The sequence below is a fragment of the Pseudonocardia sp. WMMC193 genome, assembly GCF_021728735.1.
GTDB classification, from domain to species: domain Bacteria; phylum Actinomycetota; class Actinomycetes; order Mycobacteriales; family Pseudonocardiaceae; genus Pseudonocardia; species Pseudonocardia oroxyli.
Genome location: NZ_JAKKDO010000003.1, coordinates 2,374,564 through 2,393,151 on the forward strand (window position 1 = coordinate 2,374,564; position 18,588 = coordinate 2,393,151).

Sequence of the window (18,588 nt, forward strand, 5' to 3'; positions counted from 1 at the left end):
ACGCGCGGGGAGGGGACGATCATGGCGGTTCCGGGATTGGCGATGCCGTGGCGGCGGCGGATGAACGGGCGGGACCCGGAGGAGGAGGGGCGCGCCTCGACCCCGCTCGAGCTGCTGTTCGACCTGTGTTTCGTGGTCGCGATCGCGCAGGCCGCGGCCCAGCTCGCGCACGGGATCGAGGAGAACCACGCCGTCGCGGCGACCGGCGGGTTCGTGATGGTGTTCTTCGCCATCTGGTGGGCCTGGATGAACTTCACCTGGTTCGCCTCGTCCTACGACACCGACGACGTCCCGTACCGGCTGCTCACCCTGCTGCAGATGGCGGGCGTGCTGATCCTGGCGGCGGGCGTCCCGGCGGCGCTGAACGACTACGACTTCGCGATGGTGACCGTCGGCTACGCGGTCATGCGCATCCCGATGGTGCTGCAGTGGCTGCGCGCGGCCCGCGAACACCCCGAGGGCCGCCGGACCGCCCAGCGGTACGCGCTCGGGATCGCCGTCGTGCAGGTGCTGTGGCTGCTGCGGCTCCTGCTGCCGCACCCGTTCGACTACATCGGCTTCGTGGTGCTGGCGGTGGCCGAGGTCGCGGTGCCGCCGTGGGCCGAGCGCACCCGCCCCACCTCCTTCCACCCCGAGCACATCGCCGAGCGCTACGGGCTGTTCACGATCATCGTGCTCGGCGAGGTCATCCTCGCGGCGACCGTCGCGTTCCAGGGCTCGCAGGCCTCCGGTCTGACGCTGGACCTGGTGCTGGTCGCCGTGGGTGCGCTGCTGTTGATGTTCGGGATCTGGTGGATCTACTTCCTCGGGGGCGACGAGCACGGGTTCCGCTCCCTGCGCACCGCCCTGACCTGGGGATACGGCCACTTCCTCGTGTTCGCGGCGGTGGCGGCGCTCGGTGCGGGCCTGGAGACGGCGGTGCAGCTCGCCGAGCACGAGGCGCACGTGGCACCGCTCGTCGCCGGGTTCGCGGTGGCGGTCCCGGTGGCGCTCTACGTGCTCGTGATCATGGTGCTGCGCGGGCTCGTCTGGCCGTCGGGGACGCTCACCCCGCTGCTCGTCACGCTGGCGGCGGTCCTGATCCTGGCCTGCGCCTTCCTGGCCCCCGTGGCGGGGATCGGGGTGTCCGTGCTGGCCATGGGGATCGTGCTGGCCGCGGCGCTGGCCTGGTTCCTGCGGCTGCGCCACGCGTGACCGCCGACGTCCGCCCTCCCGCGGCGGCGGCGTCGACGCGGCTCCGCGCGGGCCGGGTCGACGGCGAGCTGGTGGACCTGACCGTCGAGGGCGGCGTGCTCACCGAGGTCCGCCCGCACTCCCCCGGCCCCGGGGTCGATCTGCAGGGCCGGGTCGTCGTGCCGGGGCTGTGGGACAGCCACGTGCACTTCGACCAGTGGGCGCTGTCCCGGCGGCGGCTGGACCTGTCCGGGGCGGGCTCGGCGGCGCAGGCGGCCGCGCTGGTCGAGGCGCGCCTGCGCAGCGACCCGCCCGCGGACGGGATGCTGGTCGGCGCCGGGTTCCGGGACGCGTTGTGGCCGGACCTCCCGCGGGCGGACCTGCTGCCGCCCGCCCCGCGCATCGTGCTGGTGAGCGCGGACCTGCACTGCTGCTGGGTGAACGCCGCCGCGGCCGCGCACTACGGCGTGCCCCCGGGCGTCGTGCGCGAGCAGGACTGGATCCCGATCATGGAGGACGTCCGGCTGGCGGGAGACGTCGACCGCGCCGCGGACGAGGCCGCGCGGGCCGCCGCCGCCCGCGGCGTGGTGGGCGTCGTGGACTTCGAGGCCCCCTTCCCGCTCGACGCGTGGGCCTCCCGGATCGCCGCGGGCACCCGCTCCCTGCGGGTCGTGTCGTCGGTGTGGCCGCCCGCGCTGGACCTCGCGCTGGAGCGGGGACTGCGCACCGGCGCCGCGGTGCCGGGCACGGACGGGCTGCTCACCATGGGGCCGTTGAAGATCGTGACGGACGGGTCGCTGAACACCCGGACCGCCTTCTGCGTCGACCCGTACCCGGGGCTGGAGGGCACGCCGCACCCGTGCGGGATGGTCCTGGTGCCGCGGTCGGAGCTGGAGCCGCTGCTGCGCCGCGCCGCCGCGGGCGGGCTGGACGTGGCGGTCCACGCGATCGGGGACGCCGCGAACGCCTTCGTGCTCGACGCGTTCGCCGCGACCGGCGCCCGCGGCCGGGTCGAGCACGCGCAGCTGCTGCAGGACACCGACGTGCCACGGTTCGCCGCGCTGGGGATCACCGCGTCGGTGCAGCCCGAGCACGCCGTGGACGACCGGGACGTCGCGGACCACTACTGGGCGGGCCGCACGCGGCGGGCCTTCGTGTTCCGGTCGCTGCTCGCCGCGGGGGCCACCCTGGCCCTGGGCTCGGACGCCCCGGTCGCGCCGCTGGACCCGTGGGTGGCGATCGCCGCCGCCGTGCACCGCAGCGGGGACGCGCGCGAGCCGTGGCACCCCGAACAGCACCTGACGCTGGCCGAGGCGCTCGCCGCGTCATCCGGGCCGGACGGCCCCCTGCGCGCGGGCCGCGTCGCCGACCTGGCGGTCCTGGACGCCGATCCCGCGCGGTGCACCCCCGCCCAGCTCCGCGCGCTGCCGGTCGCCGCCACGATGCTCGCCGGCCGCTGGACCCACACCACCCTGTGAGTGGCGATGGTCGCCATGGCGACCATCGCCACTCACGGGTGGGCTATCCGCGGGCGCGTGGGTGGCTCGTGGCGTACACCTCGCGCAGCGCGTCGACCGTCACGTGGGTGTAGATCTGCGTGGTGGTGACCGACGCGTGGCCCAGCAGCTCCTGGACCACGCGGACGTCCGCGCCGCCCGCGAGCAGGTGGGTGGCGAAGCAGTGCCGCAGGGTGTGCGGCGAGATCGCGGTGGGGTCCAGCCCGGCGGCGTCCGCGGCGCCGCGCAGGGTGTGCCAGGCGGACTGCCGCGACAGCCGGGCACCCCGGGCGTTGAGCAACAACGCCGCCGTGCCCGTCCCCTTGGCCGCGAACGCGGGCCGGGCCCGGACCAGGTAGGCGTCGACCGCCGCGAGCGCGGGCCTGCCCACCGGCACGATCCGCTGCTTGCCGCCCTTGCCGCGGACCAGCACCGTGCGGTCGCCGGGGTCGAGGTCGTCGAGGTCGATCCCGACGGCCTCGGAGATCCGGGCGCCCGTCGAGTAGAGGATCTCCAGCAGGGCGCGGTCGCGCAGCGCGGTGGGCCCGTCCCCCACGCACCCCGCCAGCAGCTGCTCCACCTGGTCGACGGTCAGCGTGTGCGGCAGCCTGCCGGGCTGCGCCGGGGGTGTCACGGCCTTGGCCACGTCCACGGGCACCACACCCTCGCGGGCGGCGAACCGGTGCAGTCCGCGCACCGCGGCCAGGGCGCGGGCCGCCGAGGAGGCGGCCAGCGGGGTCGGGCCGCTGCGCAGGGCCGCGACGAACCCGCCGACGTCCGACTCCCGGACGGCGGCGAGGTCGTCGAGGCCCCGGTCGTGCAGGTAGGCCACGTACCGGTCCAGGTCGTTCGTGTACGCGCGCAGCGTGTTCGCCGAGCTCCCGCGCTCGACGGCGAGGTGCGCGAGGAAGGCCTCGACCGTGCGTTCAGGCAACGTGCGGGATGACCTCGCGCTCGAACAGCTCGATCGAGGAGCGGTCGTAGGCGGCGTCGGGGAAGTAGAAGATGCCGTAGGTCATCCCCCGCTCCTGCATGCCGCGCAGCTTCTCCACGATCTGCTCCGGCGTACCCACCCCCGGCAGGCCGCGGTAGGCCCCGAGCGAGGCCTCGGCCCGCTCGTCGCCCACGTGGGGCCGCAGCCGGTCGACGGCCTCCTGCAGCTTCGCCTCCACGCCCGCCTCGGTCTCGGCGATCGCCACGTTGTAGTTCGCCGACCGCACGATGGCGGCGAAGTCCGTGCCGACGGTCTCGCAGTGCCTGGCGAGCAGCTCCGACTTGTGCGTGAAGCCCTCGGGCGAGCCGTCGAAGTTGGTGAAGTCCGCGTACTTCGCCGCGATCTTCAGCGTGACCTTCTCCCCGCCGCCCGCGATCCACATCGGGATGCCGCCCGCCTGCAGCGGCTGCGGCTCGCAGAGGGCCTGGTCGACCTGGTAGTGCTTGCCCTCGAACGTCGCCGTGCCGTGCTCCCACGCCTGCCGGAAGATCTGGACGCCCTCGTCGAGCATGCCGAGCCGGTCGCCCGGGGACGGGAAGCCGTAGCCGTAGGCCCGCCACTCGTTCTCGTACCAGCCCGCGCCGATGCCCATCTCGACCCGCCCGCCGGAGATGACGTCGATGGTGGCCGCGACCTTCGCCAGGTACATCGGGTTGCGGTAGGCCATGCAGGTACACATCTGGCCGAGCCGGACCCGGTCGGTCGCGGCGGCGAACGCGGCCATCAGCGACCACGCCTCGTGCACGGCCTCGTGGGTGGGCTTGGGCACCGGGTGGAAGTGGTCGTAGACCCAGATCGACTCCCAGGGGCCCGCGTCGGCGTGCCGGGCCAGCCCCTTCATCACCCCCCAGTGCTCGGCGGGGTCGATGCCGACGAGATCGTGCCGCCAGCCCTGTGGGACGAAGAGACCGAAGCGCATGACCGGACTCTAGGCCGTGCGGTTCGGTACCGTCGGGAGGGTGACGCAGCCCGAACCCGCACCCGAGCCGGAACCCGCCGCGTCGCCCGCGCGACCGGCGCTGCGCATCGGCAACGCCGAGCGCGAGGAGGCGGCGAACGCCCTCGCCGAACACTTCTCGCACGGCAGGCTCGACGGGGACGAGTACGCCGACCGGGTCGGCGCCGTCTGGAACGGCAAGACCACGACCGACCTCGCGGTGGTGTTCGAGGACCTGCCGGACCCGCGGCCTGCGGTGCTGCGGCCGTCTCCCCCGGCCCGGCCCGCGGACCTCGCCTACGGCCCACCCGCCGGGCTGCCCGCGGCGTTCGGGGGCGGCCCGACGTACGGCGCCCCCGGGCTCCCCCGCCCGACGGCCCACCTCGCGTGGCAGGACGCCCCGTTCGGCCGGGAGCCCGGCACGGGGCTGCCGTACTCGGACAAGTCCAAGGTCACCGCCGGGATCCTGCAGCTGTTCCTCGGCGCCGTCGGCGCGGGCCGGTTCTACACCGGCCACACCGAGATCGCGATCGCGCAGCTCATCGTCACGATCGTGACGTTCGGGCTGGGCGCGGTGTGGGGGGTCGCGGACGGCATCGTCCTGCTGGCGGGCCGCAACACCGACCCGGACGGCAGGCCACTGCGCCCCTGAGGCCCGTGCGTGGTAAGTGGTGCCAGAGCACCACTTACCACGCACGACCGCAGGAGGGCGGGTGGGTTCAGCCGTGGCGGCGCCGGTACTCGGCGGCCGCCCCGGGGTGCAGGGCCACGGGGCCGGTCTGGATCAACGACTGGGCGTCGAGGAACTGGCTGCCGACCGCCTGGGTGGGGACCAGCGCGGACGGGTCGTCGAGCAGCAGGTCGACCATGTCGGCGGCGACGCGGTCGGCCACGTCCCGCCGGGCGAGCAGCAGGTTCGCGACACCGACGGTCGTCACCGCGGGATTCGCCCCGTACACCCCGGCGGGCACGGTGACGGACTCGTAGACGCTGCCGAACCGCTGTCGCAGGGCGTCCACCTCGCCGCCGAGGTCGAGCAGCCGGATCGGGGTGGCGGGGTCGGCGAACGCGGGGGTGGGCAGACCGCCCGCCCACATCGCCGCGTCGACCTCGCCCGTGACGAGCGCCGCGGCCGCCCCGCGCATCGTCCGCTCGACCCGGCGCACGGCCGTGGGGGCGCCGAGCCCCACGACGTCGAGCACGCGGGCGGAGAGGGTGCTCGCGCCGGATCCCGGCGCGCCGACGCTCACCGTCCGGCCCGCGAGCCGGGCCGGCGCGGTGATCGGGGAGTCGGCGCGCACGGCGACCTGGAAGTAGTTCTCGTACACGCGGCCGACCGCCGCGAACCCGTCGGTGGCGACGCGGTCCTGGGCGAGGTCGCCGAGGGTCATGGCCAGGGCGGCCGATCCCGCCCCCAGCAGCTGCAGGTTCTCCGCGGAACCGCCGGTCGGCAGCGGCTCCAGCCGGGCGGTGCCCGCCCGGCCGGCCGCCGCGGCGAGCAGACCCGAGAAGTCCCAGAAGAGCCCGCCGGGCTCCCCCGCGGCCAGCCGCACCGTGGGCGTGTCGTCGGTCCCGCACGCCGCGAGACCCAGCGCGGCCGCCCCCAGCACGAGGCCCCGCAGCACGGACCGGCGGTCCGGCTGCGGGGCGAGCGACGTCATGGACGGGAAGCCTAGGGGGTGTCTGATGGATCTCCGCCGAGTCCGCGGGGTTCCAGGTGGATGGCCCGCAAGGCCGAGGAGGGGCCGATCCCGGGGTTGGATCGGTCCCGACGAGAACGCCGCGGGGCGCCGCCTGGGGCCCCGCGGGCCGGCTGGAGATCCATCAGACACCCCCTAGGTGCCGTCAGACGAAGGCGCGGCCCTGTTCACGGTCCAGCGCGGTCTCCGTCTTGTTCTTGAGCACGAACACGTAGACCAGCAGGGAGGCCGCGACGACGGCCGTCACGTACACGATGAACACCGTGACGTACCCGCCGTCCTTCGCCGCCTGGTAGATCAGCGGCGCGGTGCCACCGAAGGCGGAGTTGGCCAGCGCGTAGCCCAGCCCGACGCCGAGGGCGCGGATGTGCGACGGGAACAGCTCCGCCTTCACGATCGCGTTGATCGAGGTGTAGCCGGTGAGGATGACGTAGCCGACGCAGACGAGGGTGAGCGAGGCGGCCACCGAGGTGGTCTGCGGCAGGAAGGTGAGCAGCACGTAGGTGTAGATCACCGCGCCGACGCCGAAGAACACCAGCAGCGGCTTGCGGCCGACCCGGTCGCTGACGAGCCCGCCGATCGGCTGGATGACCATGAGGAAGGTCAGGCTGACGAGGTTGATCCACGTCGCGGTCATGCCCTCGTCGGCGTAGGTCGACTTGACGATGGCGGGCGCGTTGACGCTGTAGGTGTAGAAGGCGATCGTGCCGCCGATGGTGACGAGGAAGCACGTGAGCAGGGGCCGCCAGTACCGGGTGAGCAGCTCGCGCAGCGACCCCGATCCGGTGTCCTCGCCGCGCCGGACCGCGGCGAGCTGCTCGGCGGAGAGGGACTCGTCCATGCTGCGCCGCAGCCAGAACACGACGATCGCGGCGACGCCGCCGATGAGGAACGCGATGCGCCAGCCGAACTCGGCGATCTGCTCGCGGTCGAGGAACAGCTGCATGACCAGCAGCGTCAGCTGCGCGAGCACGTGGCCGCCGACGAGGGTGACGTACTGGAACGAGGAGAAGAACCCGCGCCGCTCGCGCGTGGCGGCCTCGGACATGTAGGTGGCCGACGCGCCGTACTCACCGCCGGTGGCGAAGCCCTGGACGAGGCGGCACAGCAGCAGGATGACCGCGGCCCACACGCCGATGCTCTCGCGCCCCGGGGTCAGCGCGATGAGCAGCGAGCAGGCGGCCATGAGGGAGACGCTGAAGGTCAGCGCCGCCCGCCTGCCCCGCCGGTCGGCGAACCGGCCGAAGAACCACGAGCCGACGGGGCGCATGAGGAACGTCACCGCGAAGATGCCGTAGACGTACAGGGTGGAGTTCTTGTCCGCGGAGTCGAAGAACTGGTTCTCGAAGTACGACACGAACACCGTGTAGACGTAGACGTCGTACCACTCGACGAGGTTTCCGGACGAGCCGCGCAACGTGTTCAGGATCGCGCGCCGGTTCGCCGCCCGCGGCGACGCCGGGGCGGGCGCCGGCTGGGTGGTCGGGTCGCTCATGACAGCCTCCTGTTCCTGCGGACGCGGGCCGGAACGGAAGGAGGCCGACCCCGTCGTCGTGAGACCACGGTGCGGGCCGGCGGGCGGCGGCGGAAGGCGGGGCGGCGAACCCTAACGCTCCCTTAGGACGGTCACTCCGGACGGGCGCGCGGCACCCGCAGCGTCACGCGCAGGCCACCGGCGGGCCCCGTCCCGACCTCGAACCGCCCGCCCGCGCGTTCGGTGAGCGCGCGGGCGATCGACATCCCCAGGCCGGTCCCCTGCCCGACCGTGTTGGTCGCGCGGTGGAACCGGGTGGTGACCAGCGGCAGGTCCGGCTCGGGCACCCCGCGCCCGTCGTCCTCGACCGTGAGCAGGACGTGGGCCGCCTCGCCGCGGCCCGTGATCTCGACCCGGGTGCCGGGGCCTGCGTGCTGCACGACGTTGCCGAGCAGCACGTCCAGCACCTGGGTGAGGTCGCCCGCGGCCAGGTCGGCCCGCAGGCCGGGGCGGACGTCGACGGTGGCGGACACCTCCGCCGCGCTCAGGGCCGCCGCCCAGAACTCGTGGCGTTCGGTGACCACCGCGCCGACGTCCGCGGCGGCGACCGCGTCGGGCCTGCGGGTCTCGGCGGTCGCCAGGGCGAGCAGGTCGACGACGATCCCCTCCAGCCGGTCGACCTCCAGCGTCGTCCGGTGGTGCACCGCGGCCGAGTCCTCCGGCACGACCATGCCGAGGGTGTCGAGGCGGATGCGCAGCGCGGCGAGCGGGTTGCGCAGGGCGTGAGCGGAGTCGGCGACGAACCGGCGCTGCGCCGCCGCGGCGGCCTCGACCTCGCGGGCCATGCCGTCGAAGGCGGCCGCCAGCGCGCGCACCTCGCGCGGCCCGGCGTGGCGCTCGACGGTGGGTGGTCCGCCCTCGACCGGGGCGGGCGCGGTGGGGCGGTCCACCACGCGGTCCTGGAGCGCCGCGACCCGGGCGGACAGCCCGCTCAGGGGGCGGGCGGTCCAGCGCGACAGGGCCACGGCGATGAGCGACGCGACCCCCAGCAGCGCGGCCGCGCCCCCGCCGATGATCCACCAGGCCCGGCCGACGTCCGCCGCGGCGGCCGCGGTCGACGCCACCAGCACGACCGCGCCGTCGACCTGCGTGCCGGTGCCGACCGGCACGGCCACCAGCACCTCGGCGGGCGACCACGGGGTCACCGACTCCGGCACGCGGCTGCGCTGGTTGCGCAGGGCCTCCGAGACGGCGGCGCCGACGTCGGGCGGCACCCCGGCCAGGCCCGCCGACGCGCGCGGCGTGCCGTCGCGGTCGACCACGAGCACCGGCTCGCGGTACAGCGCGTGGTACCGGTCGACCGCCTGCGCCAGGTCGACGGCGACCGCCGGGTCCCGGCGGGCCGCGAGGTCGGCGAAGTACGCGGCGGCGGACGAACGGCTCTCGCTCAGCCGCTGCGCCCGCTCGCGGCCCAGCGCCAGCGCCAGCGGCACCGCCAGCGCGACGACCGCGATCGTCGAGTACACGACCAGGACGAGCAGGACCCGCCGCCACACGTCAGCGGCCCCACCGGTAGCCGTAGCCGCGGATGGTCGTGAGCGCGTCCGGGCGGCCGAGCTTCGCCCGCAGCGAGGTCATGTGCACGTCCAGGCTGCGCGAGACCGCGACGTAGGCGTCACCCCAGACCGCGTCCAGCAGCTCCTGCCTGCTCACCGCCTCGCCGCGGCGGGCGACGAGGTGGGCGAGGATCTCGAACTCCTTCGGGGCGAGCGTGACCTCCGCGCCCGCCACCTCGACGCGGCGGGCGGCGAGATCGACCACGACGTCCCCCGCCTCCACCACCTCGGGGGCGTCCTGCTCGGCGGGCCTGCGGCGGCGGACCGCCACCTCGAGGCGCGCCCGCAGCTCGCCGAGGCGCGCGGGCTTGACGACGTAGTCGTCGGCGCCGGTCCGCAGGGCGCGGACCACGGAGCGTTCGTCGTCGCGGGCGGTGAGCACCACGACCGGCACGTCGCTGACCGCCCGCAGCCGCCGCAGGACGGTCAGGCCGTCGGCGTCCGGCAGGCCGAGGTCGAGCAGGACCGCCTCGACGTCCCGGTGGCCGAGCAGCACGTCCGACCCGCGGCGCATCCGCACGGGGCTGTGCCCCACGGCACCGAGCGCGTCGACGAGCGCGTCACCGACGCCGTCGTCGTCCTCGACCACCGCGATGCGCATGCGACACGGTACGACAGCGCGTCGCGGACCGACGCCACCCGGTCAGGATCTGCGGAAGTCCGTCGGGGTACGGCCGTGGCGGCGGCGGAAGGCCTTCTCGAACGCGTCGATGGAGCGGAAGCCCGACGCCCGGGCGATCTCGGTGATCGTGCCGGGGCCGCCGAGGAGGTGGCGGGCCCGCTCGAGGCGGGCCTCCCGGATGAGGTCCGACGGCGTGGTCCCCTCCCGCTGCAACACCGCCTGGACCTGGCGCAACGACCAGCCGACCAGCCGGGCGACCTCCGTGCCCGTCAGCTCCGGGTCGTGGGCGTGGCGGCGCACGACGAGCCGGACCTCGTCGGCGAGATCGGACTCGGGGACGGCCGCGCGGTCCTCGGCCGCCAGGCAGGCGAGCTCGGCGGCGTGCCCGCAGACCGTGTCGAAGCTGCGGCGGTCCAGCTCCGCGCGGTCGGCGACGAGCGTGGTGAGCACCAGCCGCAGCACCCGACCCGGCGCGCGGTCCAGCGACAGGATCCGGTGCGGGCCGTCCGGCGTGTCGATCTCGGTGCCCGGCAGCGTCACGACGAGTCCGCGGCTGCCGGGCGGCAGCCGGAGGTGGTAGGGCTCGGCGGGCCCGATCAGCAGGCCCTCACGCGTCGTCAGCCGGTGGTCGGACCGCCCGATCCGCAGGTCGGCGGGGCCCGCCAACGGCAGCAGCAGACGGAGGTCCGCGTCCTCCGACCGGCGTCGACTGAGCGTCTGCTCCTGGCCGATGTGCCACGTGACCAGCTGGAACCGCCCGCTGCGCTGCCGGGTCGCGACCGCGTCGAACCGGCCCGCGTCGGGGTAGGTGCACCGCAGCGTGCCCTGGAACGCCATGACGGTCTCGCTCCAGGGGGCCGCACGGTCCGTGCGGACGGTCTCGACCTCGTACATGGCGTCCTCGCCGTGGTGGTGGAGCGGACCGTACGCCTGTGCGCGTCCGTCCGGAAGGTGTGCGTGCCTGTCCGAGCCCCGCGGTGGGCGGTGGCGGCACGCTGACCCCATGACGTCGACGGAGACGCTCCTGGGTCGCCTGATGGGCGACGACCCCGATCCCTTCCCCCTCTACAGCGAGCTGCGCGAGACCGGCGGCGGGGTGCACCCCCTCCCCGGTCTGGGCTACTTCGCCTTCCGCTACGACGACGTGGCCCGGATGGGGCGGGACAACGCCGTGTTCAGCTCCGACCACTTCCACGACTCCCCCGCGGGGCTGCACGACCCGACGGACCCGGTCCAGGCCGCCTTCATGGCCGTCAGCGCGCAGCAGTTCATGTTCCACGACCCGCCCGCCCACACCCGGATGCGGCAGGCGATGGTGCCCGCCTTCACCGGGTTCGCGACCCGCCGCTGGCGACCGATCGTCGAGGCCAGGGTGGGTGCCCTGCTCGACCGGTTCGAGCCGGGACAGAAGGCGGAGTTCATGGCGGACTTCGCGGGCGCGGTGCCGGTCGCGATCATCGCGGACGTGCTCGGGGTGCCCGAGGAGGAGCAGTCCGAGTTCCGCCGCTGGTCCCAGGCCCTGGCGGCGACCTTCGACCCCGGGATCCAGGGCGCCGCCCGCGCCACCGCGATCCACACCGCGTCCGAGATGGTCGAGTACCTGCGCGGGATCCTCGCCCGGCGCCGCGCCCACCCGCGGGACGACCTGACCTCGATCCTCGCGGCGGCCGACCTGCCGGACGACGAGCTGCTCGGCTCGCTCGCGCTGCTGCTCACCGCGGGCAACGACACCACGGTGAACCTGCTGGGCAACGGGCTGCAGTTCCTGTTCGCCGAGCCCTCCGCCCGGGAGGCGGACCTCTCCTCGACCGTCGAGGAGATGCTGCGGATGGATCCTCCCCTGCACCTGGACCTGCGCAAGACGACGCGCGAGGTCACCCTCGGCGGCGTGGACCTCCCCGCCGGTGCGATCGTCTGGCTCGTCATCGCGTCCGCCAACCGGGACCCGCGGGCCTTCGACCGCCCCGACACGTTCGACCCGACGCGCAGCCCCAACCGGCACCTGACGTTCCTGCCCGGCCACCATCACTGCATCGGGGCGCCGCTGGCCCGGCTCGAGGGCCAGATCATCTTCGCCCGGCTGCTGGAGCGGTTCCCCGACATCGCCCCCGCCGGACCCGCGGTGCGGCGGGTCGCCAACAAGGTCGCCCGCGGGTGGGAGGAGATCCCGGTGGTGTTCGCATGAGGTGGGTGACCTACGACGGCGGGGACGGGGCGCGCGTCGGGATCGTCGACGGGGAGAGCGTGCGCGGCCTGGCCCCCGGCACGACGCTGTTGGACCTGCTGACCCGCGGCGAGCTGGCCGAGGCCGGGGACGGGGCGCGGCGGGACCCGGCGGAGGTCCGCGCGCTCGCGGACGTCCGGCTGCGGGCGCCGCTGCCCCGGCCGCCGTCGGTGCGGGACTCGCTCGGGTTCCTCGACCACCTGCGCGGCTGCTACGCCGCCCTCGGCAGGCCCACCGAGCTGTCGGAGGCCTGGTTCCAGACGCCCGCCTTCTACTTCGCGAACGTCGGCTCGATCCTCGGCCCCCACGACGACGTCCCGGTCCCGCCGGGCTGCACGCTGTTCGACTTCGAGCTGGAGGTGGCCGCGGTGATCGGCCGCGGCGGCCGGGACCTGCACCCGGACACGGCGGCCGACCACATCGCCGGCTACACGATGTTCAACGACTGGTCCGCCCGCGACATCCAGATGCGGGACATGGCGCAGGGCATCGGGATGGGCAAGAGCAAGGACTCCGCGTCGACGCTCGGGCCCGCGGTGGAGACCGACGCGGACCCCGAGACCCCGCTGTCGGTCACGCTGAACGGCGAGGAGCTGGCCCGCGGTGCGCTGACGGGCATGGACTGGACCTTCGGCGAGATGGTCGCGTACGCCTCCCGCGGCTGCGATCTCGTGCCCGGGGACGTCATCTGCTCCGGCACCGTGCCGCGGGGGTGTCTGCTCGAACACGTCGACACCCCGGACGTGGCGAAGGCGCGCTGGCTGGAGCCCGGTGACGTGGTGTCCTTGCGCGGCTTCGGCGGCGAGACCCGGCAGACGGTCGTCCCCGGCGCCCCGCTCGTCCCCCTCCGCTCCGGATTCTGAAGGAGAGCCCGTGTACGACAAGGGACTGCACGACCTCGGCCACGGCTGCCACGCCTGGCTGCAACCCGACGGCGGCTGGGGCCTGAGCAACTCCGGCCTGGTCACCGGCGGCGGGGTCAGCCTGCTGGTCGACACGCTGTTCGACCTCGCGCTGACCCGCGAGATGCTGGCGGGCATCCGCCCGCTCACGGCCGCGAACCCGCTCGAGACGCTGGTCAACACCCACTCCGACGGCGACCACGTGTTCGGCAACGAGCTGGTCGGCGACATCGAGATCGTCGCGTCCGAGGCGGCGGCCGCGCTGATGGGCCAGGAGGAGGTCGAGGCGCTCGCGGCGCTCAAGCGGTTGCCCGGACCGCGCGGGGACTTCGTGCGGAAGGTGTTCGGGCCCTTCGAGTTCGAGGGGATCACGGCCACCCCGCCGACCCGGACGTTCCGCGGGGAGACCAGCCTCGACGTGGGCGGGCGGGAGGTCCGCCTGATCCAGGTCGGGCCCGCGCACACCCCCGGCGACACGCTCGTCCAGGTCCCGGACGCCCGGCTGCTCTACGCGGGGGACGTCCTGTTCATCGGCGGCACCCCGATCGTCTGGGCCGGGCCGGTGGAGCGCTGGATCGCGGCCTGCGACCTCATGCTCGACCTGCCCGTCGACACGATCGTGCCCGGCCACGGCCCGATCGGCGCGAAGCCGGACGTCTCGCGGATGCGCGAGTACCTGCTGTTCGTGCAGCGGGAGGCGGGTGCGCGCTTCGAGGACGGGCTGGACGTGGACGCCGCCATCGCGTCGATCGACCTCGGCGAGTGGGGCGGGCTCGGGGAGAGCAGCCGCATCGCGCAGAACGTCGCGAACGTCTACGACCACCGCGACCCGACCCGCGAACCCGCGAACCGGCTCGACGTCCTCGGCAAGATCGCCGCACTGGAGGGCTTCGGCGACCTGTGAGCGGCGATGGTCGCTGGAGCGACCATCGCCACTCACGACCTCAGGAGGTGCGGGCCGCGAAGTTCGTGGGGCGGTCGGGCCACGCGGCGTCCAGCGGGCGGGTGCGGCCGTGACCGTCCCGCACCGCCTGCAGGGCGAGGACGCCGGCGACGGTCGTCGCGTTGACGATCTCCCCGCGCAGCACCATCGCGACGGCCTCGGCCAACGGGATCCAGCGGGTCTCGAGGTCCGCCTCCTCGTCGTCGCCCAGGTCGGGGCGGGTCACCTCGGTGAGCCCGCTCGCCAGGAACACCCGGATCGCCTCCTCGGAGAACCCGGGGCTGGACACGCAGTCGACCAGCACCGACCACTCCGCCGCCCGCAGCCCGGACTCCTCCTCGAGCTCGCGGGCGGCGGCCGCGGCCGGGTCCTCCCCCGCGTGGTCCAGCAGACCCGCGGGCATCTCCCACAGCCGCCGCCGCACGGCGTGCCGGTACTGCAGGATCATCATGAGCCGGTCGTCCGGGTCGACGGCCGCGACCGCGACGGCGCCCGGGTGCTCCAGGATCTCCCGGGTCGCCTCCCGCCCGCCGGGCATCACGACCTGGTCGGCCCGGACGGCCATCACGCGGCCGGTGTAGATGTCCTTCGACGAGGCGACCGGGAAGTCGTGCTCGCCGGGCTTCACGAACCGACCTCGGCGGGCTTCTTCTTCGGCCGGGCGGGCAGCTCGACCGGCAGCCTGACCTCGCCGCTGTAGGTCAACGCCGCCTTGATGAACGCCGCGAACAGCGGGTGCGGACGGGTCGGGCGGGACTTCAGCTCGGGGTGCGCCTGGGTGCCCACGTAGAACGGGTGCTGCTCCGCGGGCAGCTCGACGAACTCGACGAGCGTGCCGTCCGGCGAGGTGCCGCCGAAGACCAGGCCCGCCTCCGCGAGCCGGGCCCGGTAGGAGTTGTTGACCTCGTAGCGGTGCCGGTGGCGCTCGGAGACCTCGCGGGAGCCGTAGGCCTTCGCGACGACGGTCCCCTCCCCCAGTGCCGCGGGGTACGCCCCGAGGCGCATGGTGCCGCCCATGTCCCGCTCCCCGGCGACGACGTCGAGCTGCTCGGCCATCGTCGAGATGACCGGGTGCGGGGTGCGCGGGTCGAACTCGGAGCTCGACGCGTCGGCGAGGCCGGCGAGGTTGCGCGCCGCCTCGATCACCATGCACTGCAGCCCCAGGCACAGCCCCAGCGCCGGGATCTGCCGGGTGCGGGCGTGGGTGAGGGCGCCGAGCTTGCCCTCGATCCCGCGGATGCCGAACCCGCCGGGGATGAGGATGCCGTCCACGCCGTCCAGCGCGGCGGCCGCGCCCGCGGGCGTCTCGCAGTCGTCCGAGGGGACCCAGCGGATCTCGACCTTGGCCCGGTGGGCGAACCCGCCCGCGCGCAGCGCCTCGGTGACCGACAGGTAGGCGTCCGGCAGGTCGACGTACTTGCCGACCAGCGCGACCGTCACCGTCTCGTCGGGGTTGTGGACCTTGTCGAGCAGGTCCCCCCAGACCGTCCAGTCGACGTCCCGGAACGGCAGGCCGAGCCTGCGGACGACGTAGGCGTCGAGGGCCTCGCGGTGCAGCACGCGGGGGATGTCGTAGATCGACGGGGCGTCCGGGCAGGCGGCCACGCCGTCGAGCTCGACGTCGCACATCAGCGAGATCTTGCGCTTCATCGCCTCCGGGATCTCCCGGTCGGCGCGCAGGACCAGCGCGTCCGGCTGGATGCCGATGTTGCGCAGCGCCGCGACGGAGTGCTGGGTGGGCTTGGTCTTCAGCTCCCCGGACGGCGCGAGGTACGGCACGAGCGAGACGTGCAGGAAGAAGCAGTTGTCCCGGCCGACCTCGTGGCGGACCTGGCGGGCCGCCTCGACGAAGGGCAGCGACTCGATGTCGCCGATCGTGCCGCCCACCTCGGTGATCACGACGTCGGGGACGATGCCGTCCGCGTCCGGCTCCGCCATCGCGAGGATGCGGTCCTTGATCTCGTTGGTGATGTGCGGGATGACCTGCACGGTGTCGCCGAGGTACTCGCCGCGGCGCTCCTTGGCGATGACCTCGGAGTAGACCTGGCCGGTGGTGACGTTGGCCCGCCCGTGCAGGTTCCGGTCGAGGAACCGCTCGTAGTGGCCGATGTCGAGGTCGGTCTCCGCGCCGTCCTCGGTCACGAAGACCTCGCCGTGCTGGAACGGGTTCATGGTGCCGGGATCGACGTTGAGGTAGGGGTCCAGCTTCTGCATGGTGACCCGGAGTCCACGCGCGGTCAGCAACTGCCCCAGGCTGGACGCGGTGAGGCCTTTGCCCAGCGAGGACGCGACCCCGCCGGTGACGAACAGGTGACGGGTCGAGCGTGTCTGCACGGAACCTCAGGTTACGCCCTGCGCCCGCGAGACCCGCAACCGGCACGCCGAGCCGGGGTCATGCGGTGGGGACGGCGCCGTTGCTCGCGGTGCGGTCGGAGCCGTAGGCGCCCGCCTTGCCGTCGAGCTGCTCCTTCAGCGCCAGCACCGTGGCGACGCGGCCGGTGCCGGTCTGCACGTCGTCCACCGTGGACAGGCCCGCGGTGGAGCCGCCCGCCGCGCGGGCGACGCCGACGGGTCCGGTCGCCGACGCCGAGCCGGTGCGGCCCGCGAGGACCGCGCCCGATCCGGCCCGGTCGAGCTCGGCGGCCAGGCGGGCCAGGACGGCGGCCGAGTCGCCCGCGTCGGCCCCCTGCTGGGCGCCGCCGGTCAGCACGACGATCATGTCGGCGGGCCCGGGGGCCGTGCCCGGCTGGACGAACCCGGAGTCGGCGAGACCGGTCCAGACCGCGCCCGCCGAACCCGCGGTCGCGGCGTTCTTGGTGGTCATGACGCTGCCGAGCAGGCCACCGGCGAGGCTGCCGGTGTCCGAGGCGGCCGGGAGCTGGGCGCCCGCGGGCAGCAGGCGCGCGGCGAGCTCGTTGAGCTGGTCGGCCCGCGCGGGGTCGGTGACGGCGTCGGTGAGGGTGATCGAGCCGGTCACGGTGCCGCCGGCCTGCCCGATCAGCCGGATCACCGACTCCTGGTCGCTCTGGTCGCCGCCCGCCTGGACGATCGCGACGCTGCGGCCGGTCAACGAGCCGGCGACGGCGGCCGGGCCCACCCGGGCGGCGAACTGGTCGGCGGCCGCCTGCTGATCGAGCAGCGAGTCCCGCTCCGCCGTCAACGTGTCGACCTGGGAGGACAGCGAGTCCCGGTCCGTCGACACGGCCGCGAGCAGCCGGTCCGACAGCCCGCTCGCGCCGAGGACGACCCCGACCGCCAGGGCCAGGAAGACCCCGGCCAGGGAGATGGCGTGGTACTTGAGCGAGATCACGGGGCGACCCCGCCCCGGACCGTCTCGACCAGCGCGGTCCACGTCGTGGTGACCCAGGTGATCACCGCGTCGCCCGCCTGGGACATCAGCAGCGCCGCGAGGATGGCCACGAGCGCGGCGCCCACCAGCAACAACAGCGCGCCGGTGGACACCCGGCTGCGGTAGAGCTGCGCGATCACCCGGCCGTCGACGACGGTGCCCCCGACCTGCAGCCGGGTGAGGAAGGTCGAGGCGTTGCTGCCCGAGCGGCCGCGGTCGAGGAACTCGGCCATCGTCGCGGAGAGCCCCACGGTGACGATCATCGACGCGCCGTGGTGGTGGGCCAGCAGCAGCGCGAGGTCCTCGGGGTTGGCGCTGCTCGGGAACGTCACGGCGCTCGCGCCGAGATCCTGGACCTTGTGCAGGCCGGGCGCGTGCCCGTCCGCGAACGCCGGCACGACCACGTCCGCGCCGCAGGTCAGCGTCTCGTCGGTGACGTCCGACGGGTCCCCGACGATCAGCTGCGGGGTGTGGCCCGCGGCCCGCAGCGCGTCCGCGCCCGCCCCCACCCCGACCAGCACCGGCTGGTACTCGCGGATGAAGTGCTGCAGCTTCTTGAGGTCCTTCAGGTGGTCGAACCCGGCGGCGACGACGAGCACCTGGCGGCCCTCGAGGACCACGTCGACGTCCGGCACGCCGTAGCCGTCGAGCAGCAGGGCGCGCTCCTGGCGCATGAACTCGGTGGTGTTCGCGGCGAACGCCTCGAGCTGGTGGGTCAGCCCCGCCTTGGCCTCGACGAGGGCGTCCGCGACCGAGTCGGCCGTCTGCTCGGTGCCGCGGCCCAGCTCCAGCTCGCCCGCGAAGACCGCGCCGTCGTGCAGCCGGATCCGCGCGCCGTCCTTGACCGCGTGCAGGATCTCCGGCCCGCAGTCGTCCAGCAGCGGGATGCCGGCGGCCAGCAGGGCCTCGGGGCCGAGGTTCGGGAAGCGCCCGGAGATCGACGGCGCCGCGTTGACGACGGCCGCGACCTCCGCCGCGATCAGCGCGTCCGCCGTGGCGCGGTCCATGTCGATCTGGTCGAGCACGGCGACCTCACCGGGCTTGAGCCGCTTCAGCAGGGCGTCGGTGCGCTTGTCGACGCGGGCGGTCCCGGCGAGCCCGGGCAGCTCGGGTCGCGAGCGGTGCAGCAGGCCGGAGAGCTTCATGCGGGGCACCTTG

At 74.4% G+C, this 18,588-nt stretch carries 17 protein-coding genes; 6 read left to right on the forward strand and 11 right to left on the reverse strand.

All coding sequences use genetic code 11. The features are described from left to right. The first annotated feature begins 21 nt into the window (after positions 1 to 21). Positions 22 to 1,194, forward strand: coding sequence for a low temperature requirement protein A (locus tag L3X23_RS12705; protein WP_237192432.1), 1,173 nt, complete (start codon positions 22 to 24; stop codon positions 1,192 to 1,194). Beyond that, positions 1,191 to 2,651 carry an amidohydrolase gene (locus tag L3X23_RS12710; protein WP_237192433.1) on the forward strand — a complete coding sequence of 487 codons (1,461 nt, stop codon included), beginning with the start codon at positions 1,191 to 1,193 and terminating at the stop codon, positions 2,649 to 2,651. Before L3X23_RS12705 ends, L3X23_RS12710 begins: the two co-directional genes overlap by 4 nt. A 43-nt stretch (positions 2,652 to 2,694) precedes the next feature. Here L3X23_RS12710 and xerD read toward each other — a convergent pair whose 3' ends face one another. Both xerD and L3X23_RS12720 read right to left on the reverse strand, forming a co-directional pair. Continuing rightward, on the reverse strand, positions 2,695 to 3,603 hold the full coding sequence (gene xerD, locus L3X23_RS12715) for a site-specific tyrosine recombinase XerD (protein ID WP_237192434.1): 909 nt from the start codon (positions 3,601 to 3,603) through the stop codon (positions 2,695 to 2,697). After that, the gene (locus L3X23_RS12720) at positions 3,596 to 4,582 is read right to left on the reverse strand and encodes an LLM class F420-dependent oxidoreductase (protein ID WP_237192435.1); all 987 of its coding nucleotides are present in this window, start codon (positions 4,580 to 4,582) and stop codon (positions 3,596 to 3,598) included. The genes xerD and L3X23_RS12720 overlap by 8 nt, the downstream gene beginning before the upstream one ends. Positions 4,583 to 4,622: 40 nt before the next feature. Here L3X23_RS12720 and L3X23_RS12725 point away from each other — a divergent pair, with 40 nt between their 5' ends. After that, positions 4,623 to 5,252 carry a DUF1707 domain-containing protein gene (locus tag L3X23_RS12725; protein WP_237192436.1) on the forward strand — a complete coding sequence of 210 codons (630 nt, stop codon included), beginning with the start codon at positions 4,623 to 4,625 and terminating at the stop codon, positions 5,250 to 5,252. A 67-nt stretch (positions 5,253 to 5,319) separates the two neighbouring features. Here L3X23_RS12725 and L3X23_RS12730 read toward each other — a convergent pair whose 3' ends face one another. From L3X23_RS12730 to L3X23_RS12750, 5 genes are all read right to left on the reverse strand, one after another. Further along, on the reverse strand, positions 5,320 to 6,261 hold the full coding sequence (locus L3X23_RS12730; RefSeq protein ID WP_237192437.1) for a TAXI family TRAP transporter solute-binding subunit: 942 nt from the start codon (positions 6,259 to 6,261) through the stop codon (positions 5,320 to 5,322). 184 nt (positions 6,262 to 6,445) lie between these two features. Next, on the reverse strand, positions 6,446 to 7,795 hold the full coding sequence (locus L3X23_RS12735; RefSeq protein ID WP_237192438.1) for an MFS transporter: 1,350 nt from the start codon (positions 7,793 to 7,795) through the stop codon (positions 6,446 to 6,448). A 131-nt stretch (positions 7,796 to 7,926) separates the two neighbouring features. Continuing rightward, positions 7,927 to 9,330, reverse strand: a complete 1,404-nt coding sequence (locus L3X23_RS36135; RefSeq protein ID WP_237192439.1) for a sensor histidine kinase KdpD — start codon at positions 9,328 to 9,330, stop codon at positions 7,927 to 7,929. Between the two features lies 1 nt (position 9,331). Beyond that, complete coding sequence (locus L3X23_RS12745) at positions 9,332 to 9,991, reverse strand: response regulator transcription factor (protein WP_237192440.1); 660 nt, start codon at positions 9,989 to 9,991, stop codon at positions 9,332 to 9,334. A 42-nt stretch (positions 9,992 to 10,033) separates the two neighbouring features. Continuing rightward, positions 10,034 to 10,906, reverse strand: coding sequence for an AraC family transcriptional regulator (locus L3X23_RS12750; protein WP_237192441.1), 873 nt, complete (start codon positions 10,904 to 10,906; stop codon positions 10,034 to 10,036). 109 nt (positions 10,907 to 11,015) lie between these two features. Between L3X23_RS12750 and L3X23_RS12755 the strand changes: the two genes are divergently transcribed. Genes L3X23_RS12755 through L3X23_RS12765 form a run of 3 tightly spaced genes read left to right on the forward strand, consistent with a single transcriptional unit; the run spans position 11,016 to position 14,042 of the window. Beyond that, positions 11,016 to 12,197, forward strand: a complete 1,182-nt coding sequence (locus tag L3X23_RS12755) for a cytochrome P450 (protein WP_237192442.1) — start codon at positions 11,016 to 11,018, stop codon at positions 12,195 to 12,197. Next, entirely contained in the window at positions 12,194 to 13,099 is a 906-nt protein-coding gene (locus L3X23_RS12760) for a fumarylacetoacetate hydrolase family protein (protein WP_237192443.1), read from the forward strand. The genes L3X23_RS12755 and L3X23_RS12760 overlap by 4 nt, the downstream gene beginning before the upstream one ends. A 10-nt stretch (positions 13,100 to 13,109) precedes the next feature. After that, complete coding sequence (locus L3X23_RS12765) at positions 13,110 to 14,042, forward strand: MBL fold metallo-hydrolase (protein ID WP_093086241.1); 933 nt, start codon at positions 13,110 to 13,112, stop codon at positions 14,040 to 14,042. A 40-nt stretch (positions 14,043 to 14,082) separates the two neighbouring features. On the opposite strand, the gene L3X23_RS12770 is transcribed toward L3X23_RS12765, so the two are convergent. The 4 genes from L3X23_RS12770 to steA are packed head-to-tail and all read right to left on the reverse strand — an operon-like array spanning position 14,083 to position 18,575. Then, entirely contained in the window at positions 14,083 to 14,646 is a 564-nt protein-coding gene (locus L3X23_RS12770) for an NUDIX domain-containing protein (protein WP_237198007.1), read from the reverse strand. A 59-nt stretch (positions 14,647 to 14,705) separates the two neighbouring features. Further along, entirely contained in the window at positions 14,706 to 16,415 is a 1,710-nt protein-coding gene (locus L3X23_RS12775; protein WP_237192444.1) for a CTP synthase, read from the reverse strand. Positions 16,416 to 16,473: 58 nt separating this feature from the next. Beyond that, positions 16,474 to 17,391, reverse strand: a complete 918-nt coding sequence (locus tag L3X23_RS12780) for a copper transporter (RefSeq protein WP_237192445.1) — start codon at positions 17,389 to 17,391, stop codon at positions 16,474 to 16,476. Next, the gene (gene steA / locus L3X23_RS12785) at positions 17,388 to 18,575 is read right to left on the reverse strand and encodes a putative cytokinetic ring protein SteA (protein WP_093086247.1); all 1,188 of its coding nucleotides are present in this window, start codon (positions 18,573 to 18,575) and stop codon (positions 17,388 to 17,390) included. The genes L3X23_RS12780 and steA overlap by 4 nt, the downstream gene beginning before the upstream one ends. Positions 18,576 to 18,588: the final 13 nt, after the last annotated feature.

Excerpts from the sequence above, each read along its gene's own strand:
- L3X23_RS12720 (WP_237192435.1), bottom strand. The coding sequence starts at position 4,582 with ATGCGCTTCGGTCTCTTCGTCCCACAGGGCTGGCGGCACGATCTCGTC.
- L3X23_RS12750 (WP_237192441.1), bottom strand. The coding sequence starts at position 10,906 with ATGTACGAGGTCGAGACCGTCCGCACGGACCGTGCGGCCCCCTGGAGC.
- L3X23_RS12730 (WP_237192437.1), bottom strand. The coding sequence starts at position 6,261 with ATGACGTCGCTCGCCCCGCAGCCGGACCGCCGGTCCGTGCTGCGGGGC.
- steA (WP_093086247.1), bottom strand. The coding sequence starts at position 18,575 with ATGAAGCTCTCCGGCCTGCTGCACCGCTCGCGACCCGAGCTGCCCGGG.
- L3X23_RS12745 (WP_237192440.1), bottom strand. The coding sequence starts at position 9,991 with ATGCGCATCGCGGTGGTCGAGGACGACGACGGCGTCGGTGACGCGCTC.
- L3X23_RS12735 (WP_237192438.1), bottom strand. The coding sequence starts at position 7,795 with ATGAGCGACCCGACCACCCAGCCGGCGCCCGCCCCGGCGTCGCCGCGG.
- L3X23_RS12760 (WP_237192443.1), top strand. The coding sequence starts at position 12,194 with ATGAGGTGGGTGACCTACGACGGCGGGGACGGGGCGCGCGTCGGGATC.
- L3X23_RS12705 (WP_237192432.1), top strand. The coding sequence starts at position 22 with ATGGCGGTTCCGGGATTGGCGATGCCGTGGCGGCGGCGGATGAACGGG.
- L3X23_RS12770 (WP_237198007.1), bottom strand. The coding sequence starts at position 14,646 with ATGGCCGTCCGGGCCGACCAGGTCGTGATGCCCGGCGGGCGGGAGGCG.
- L3X23_RS12755 (WP_237192442.1), top strand. The coding sequence starts at position 11,016 with ATGACGTCGACGGAGACGCTCCTGGGTCGCCTGATGGGCGACGACCCC.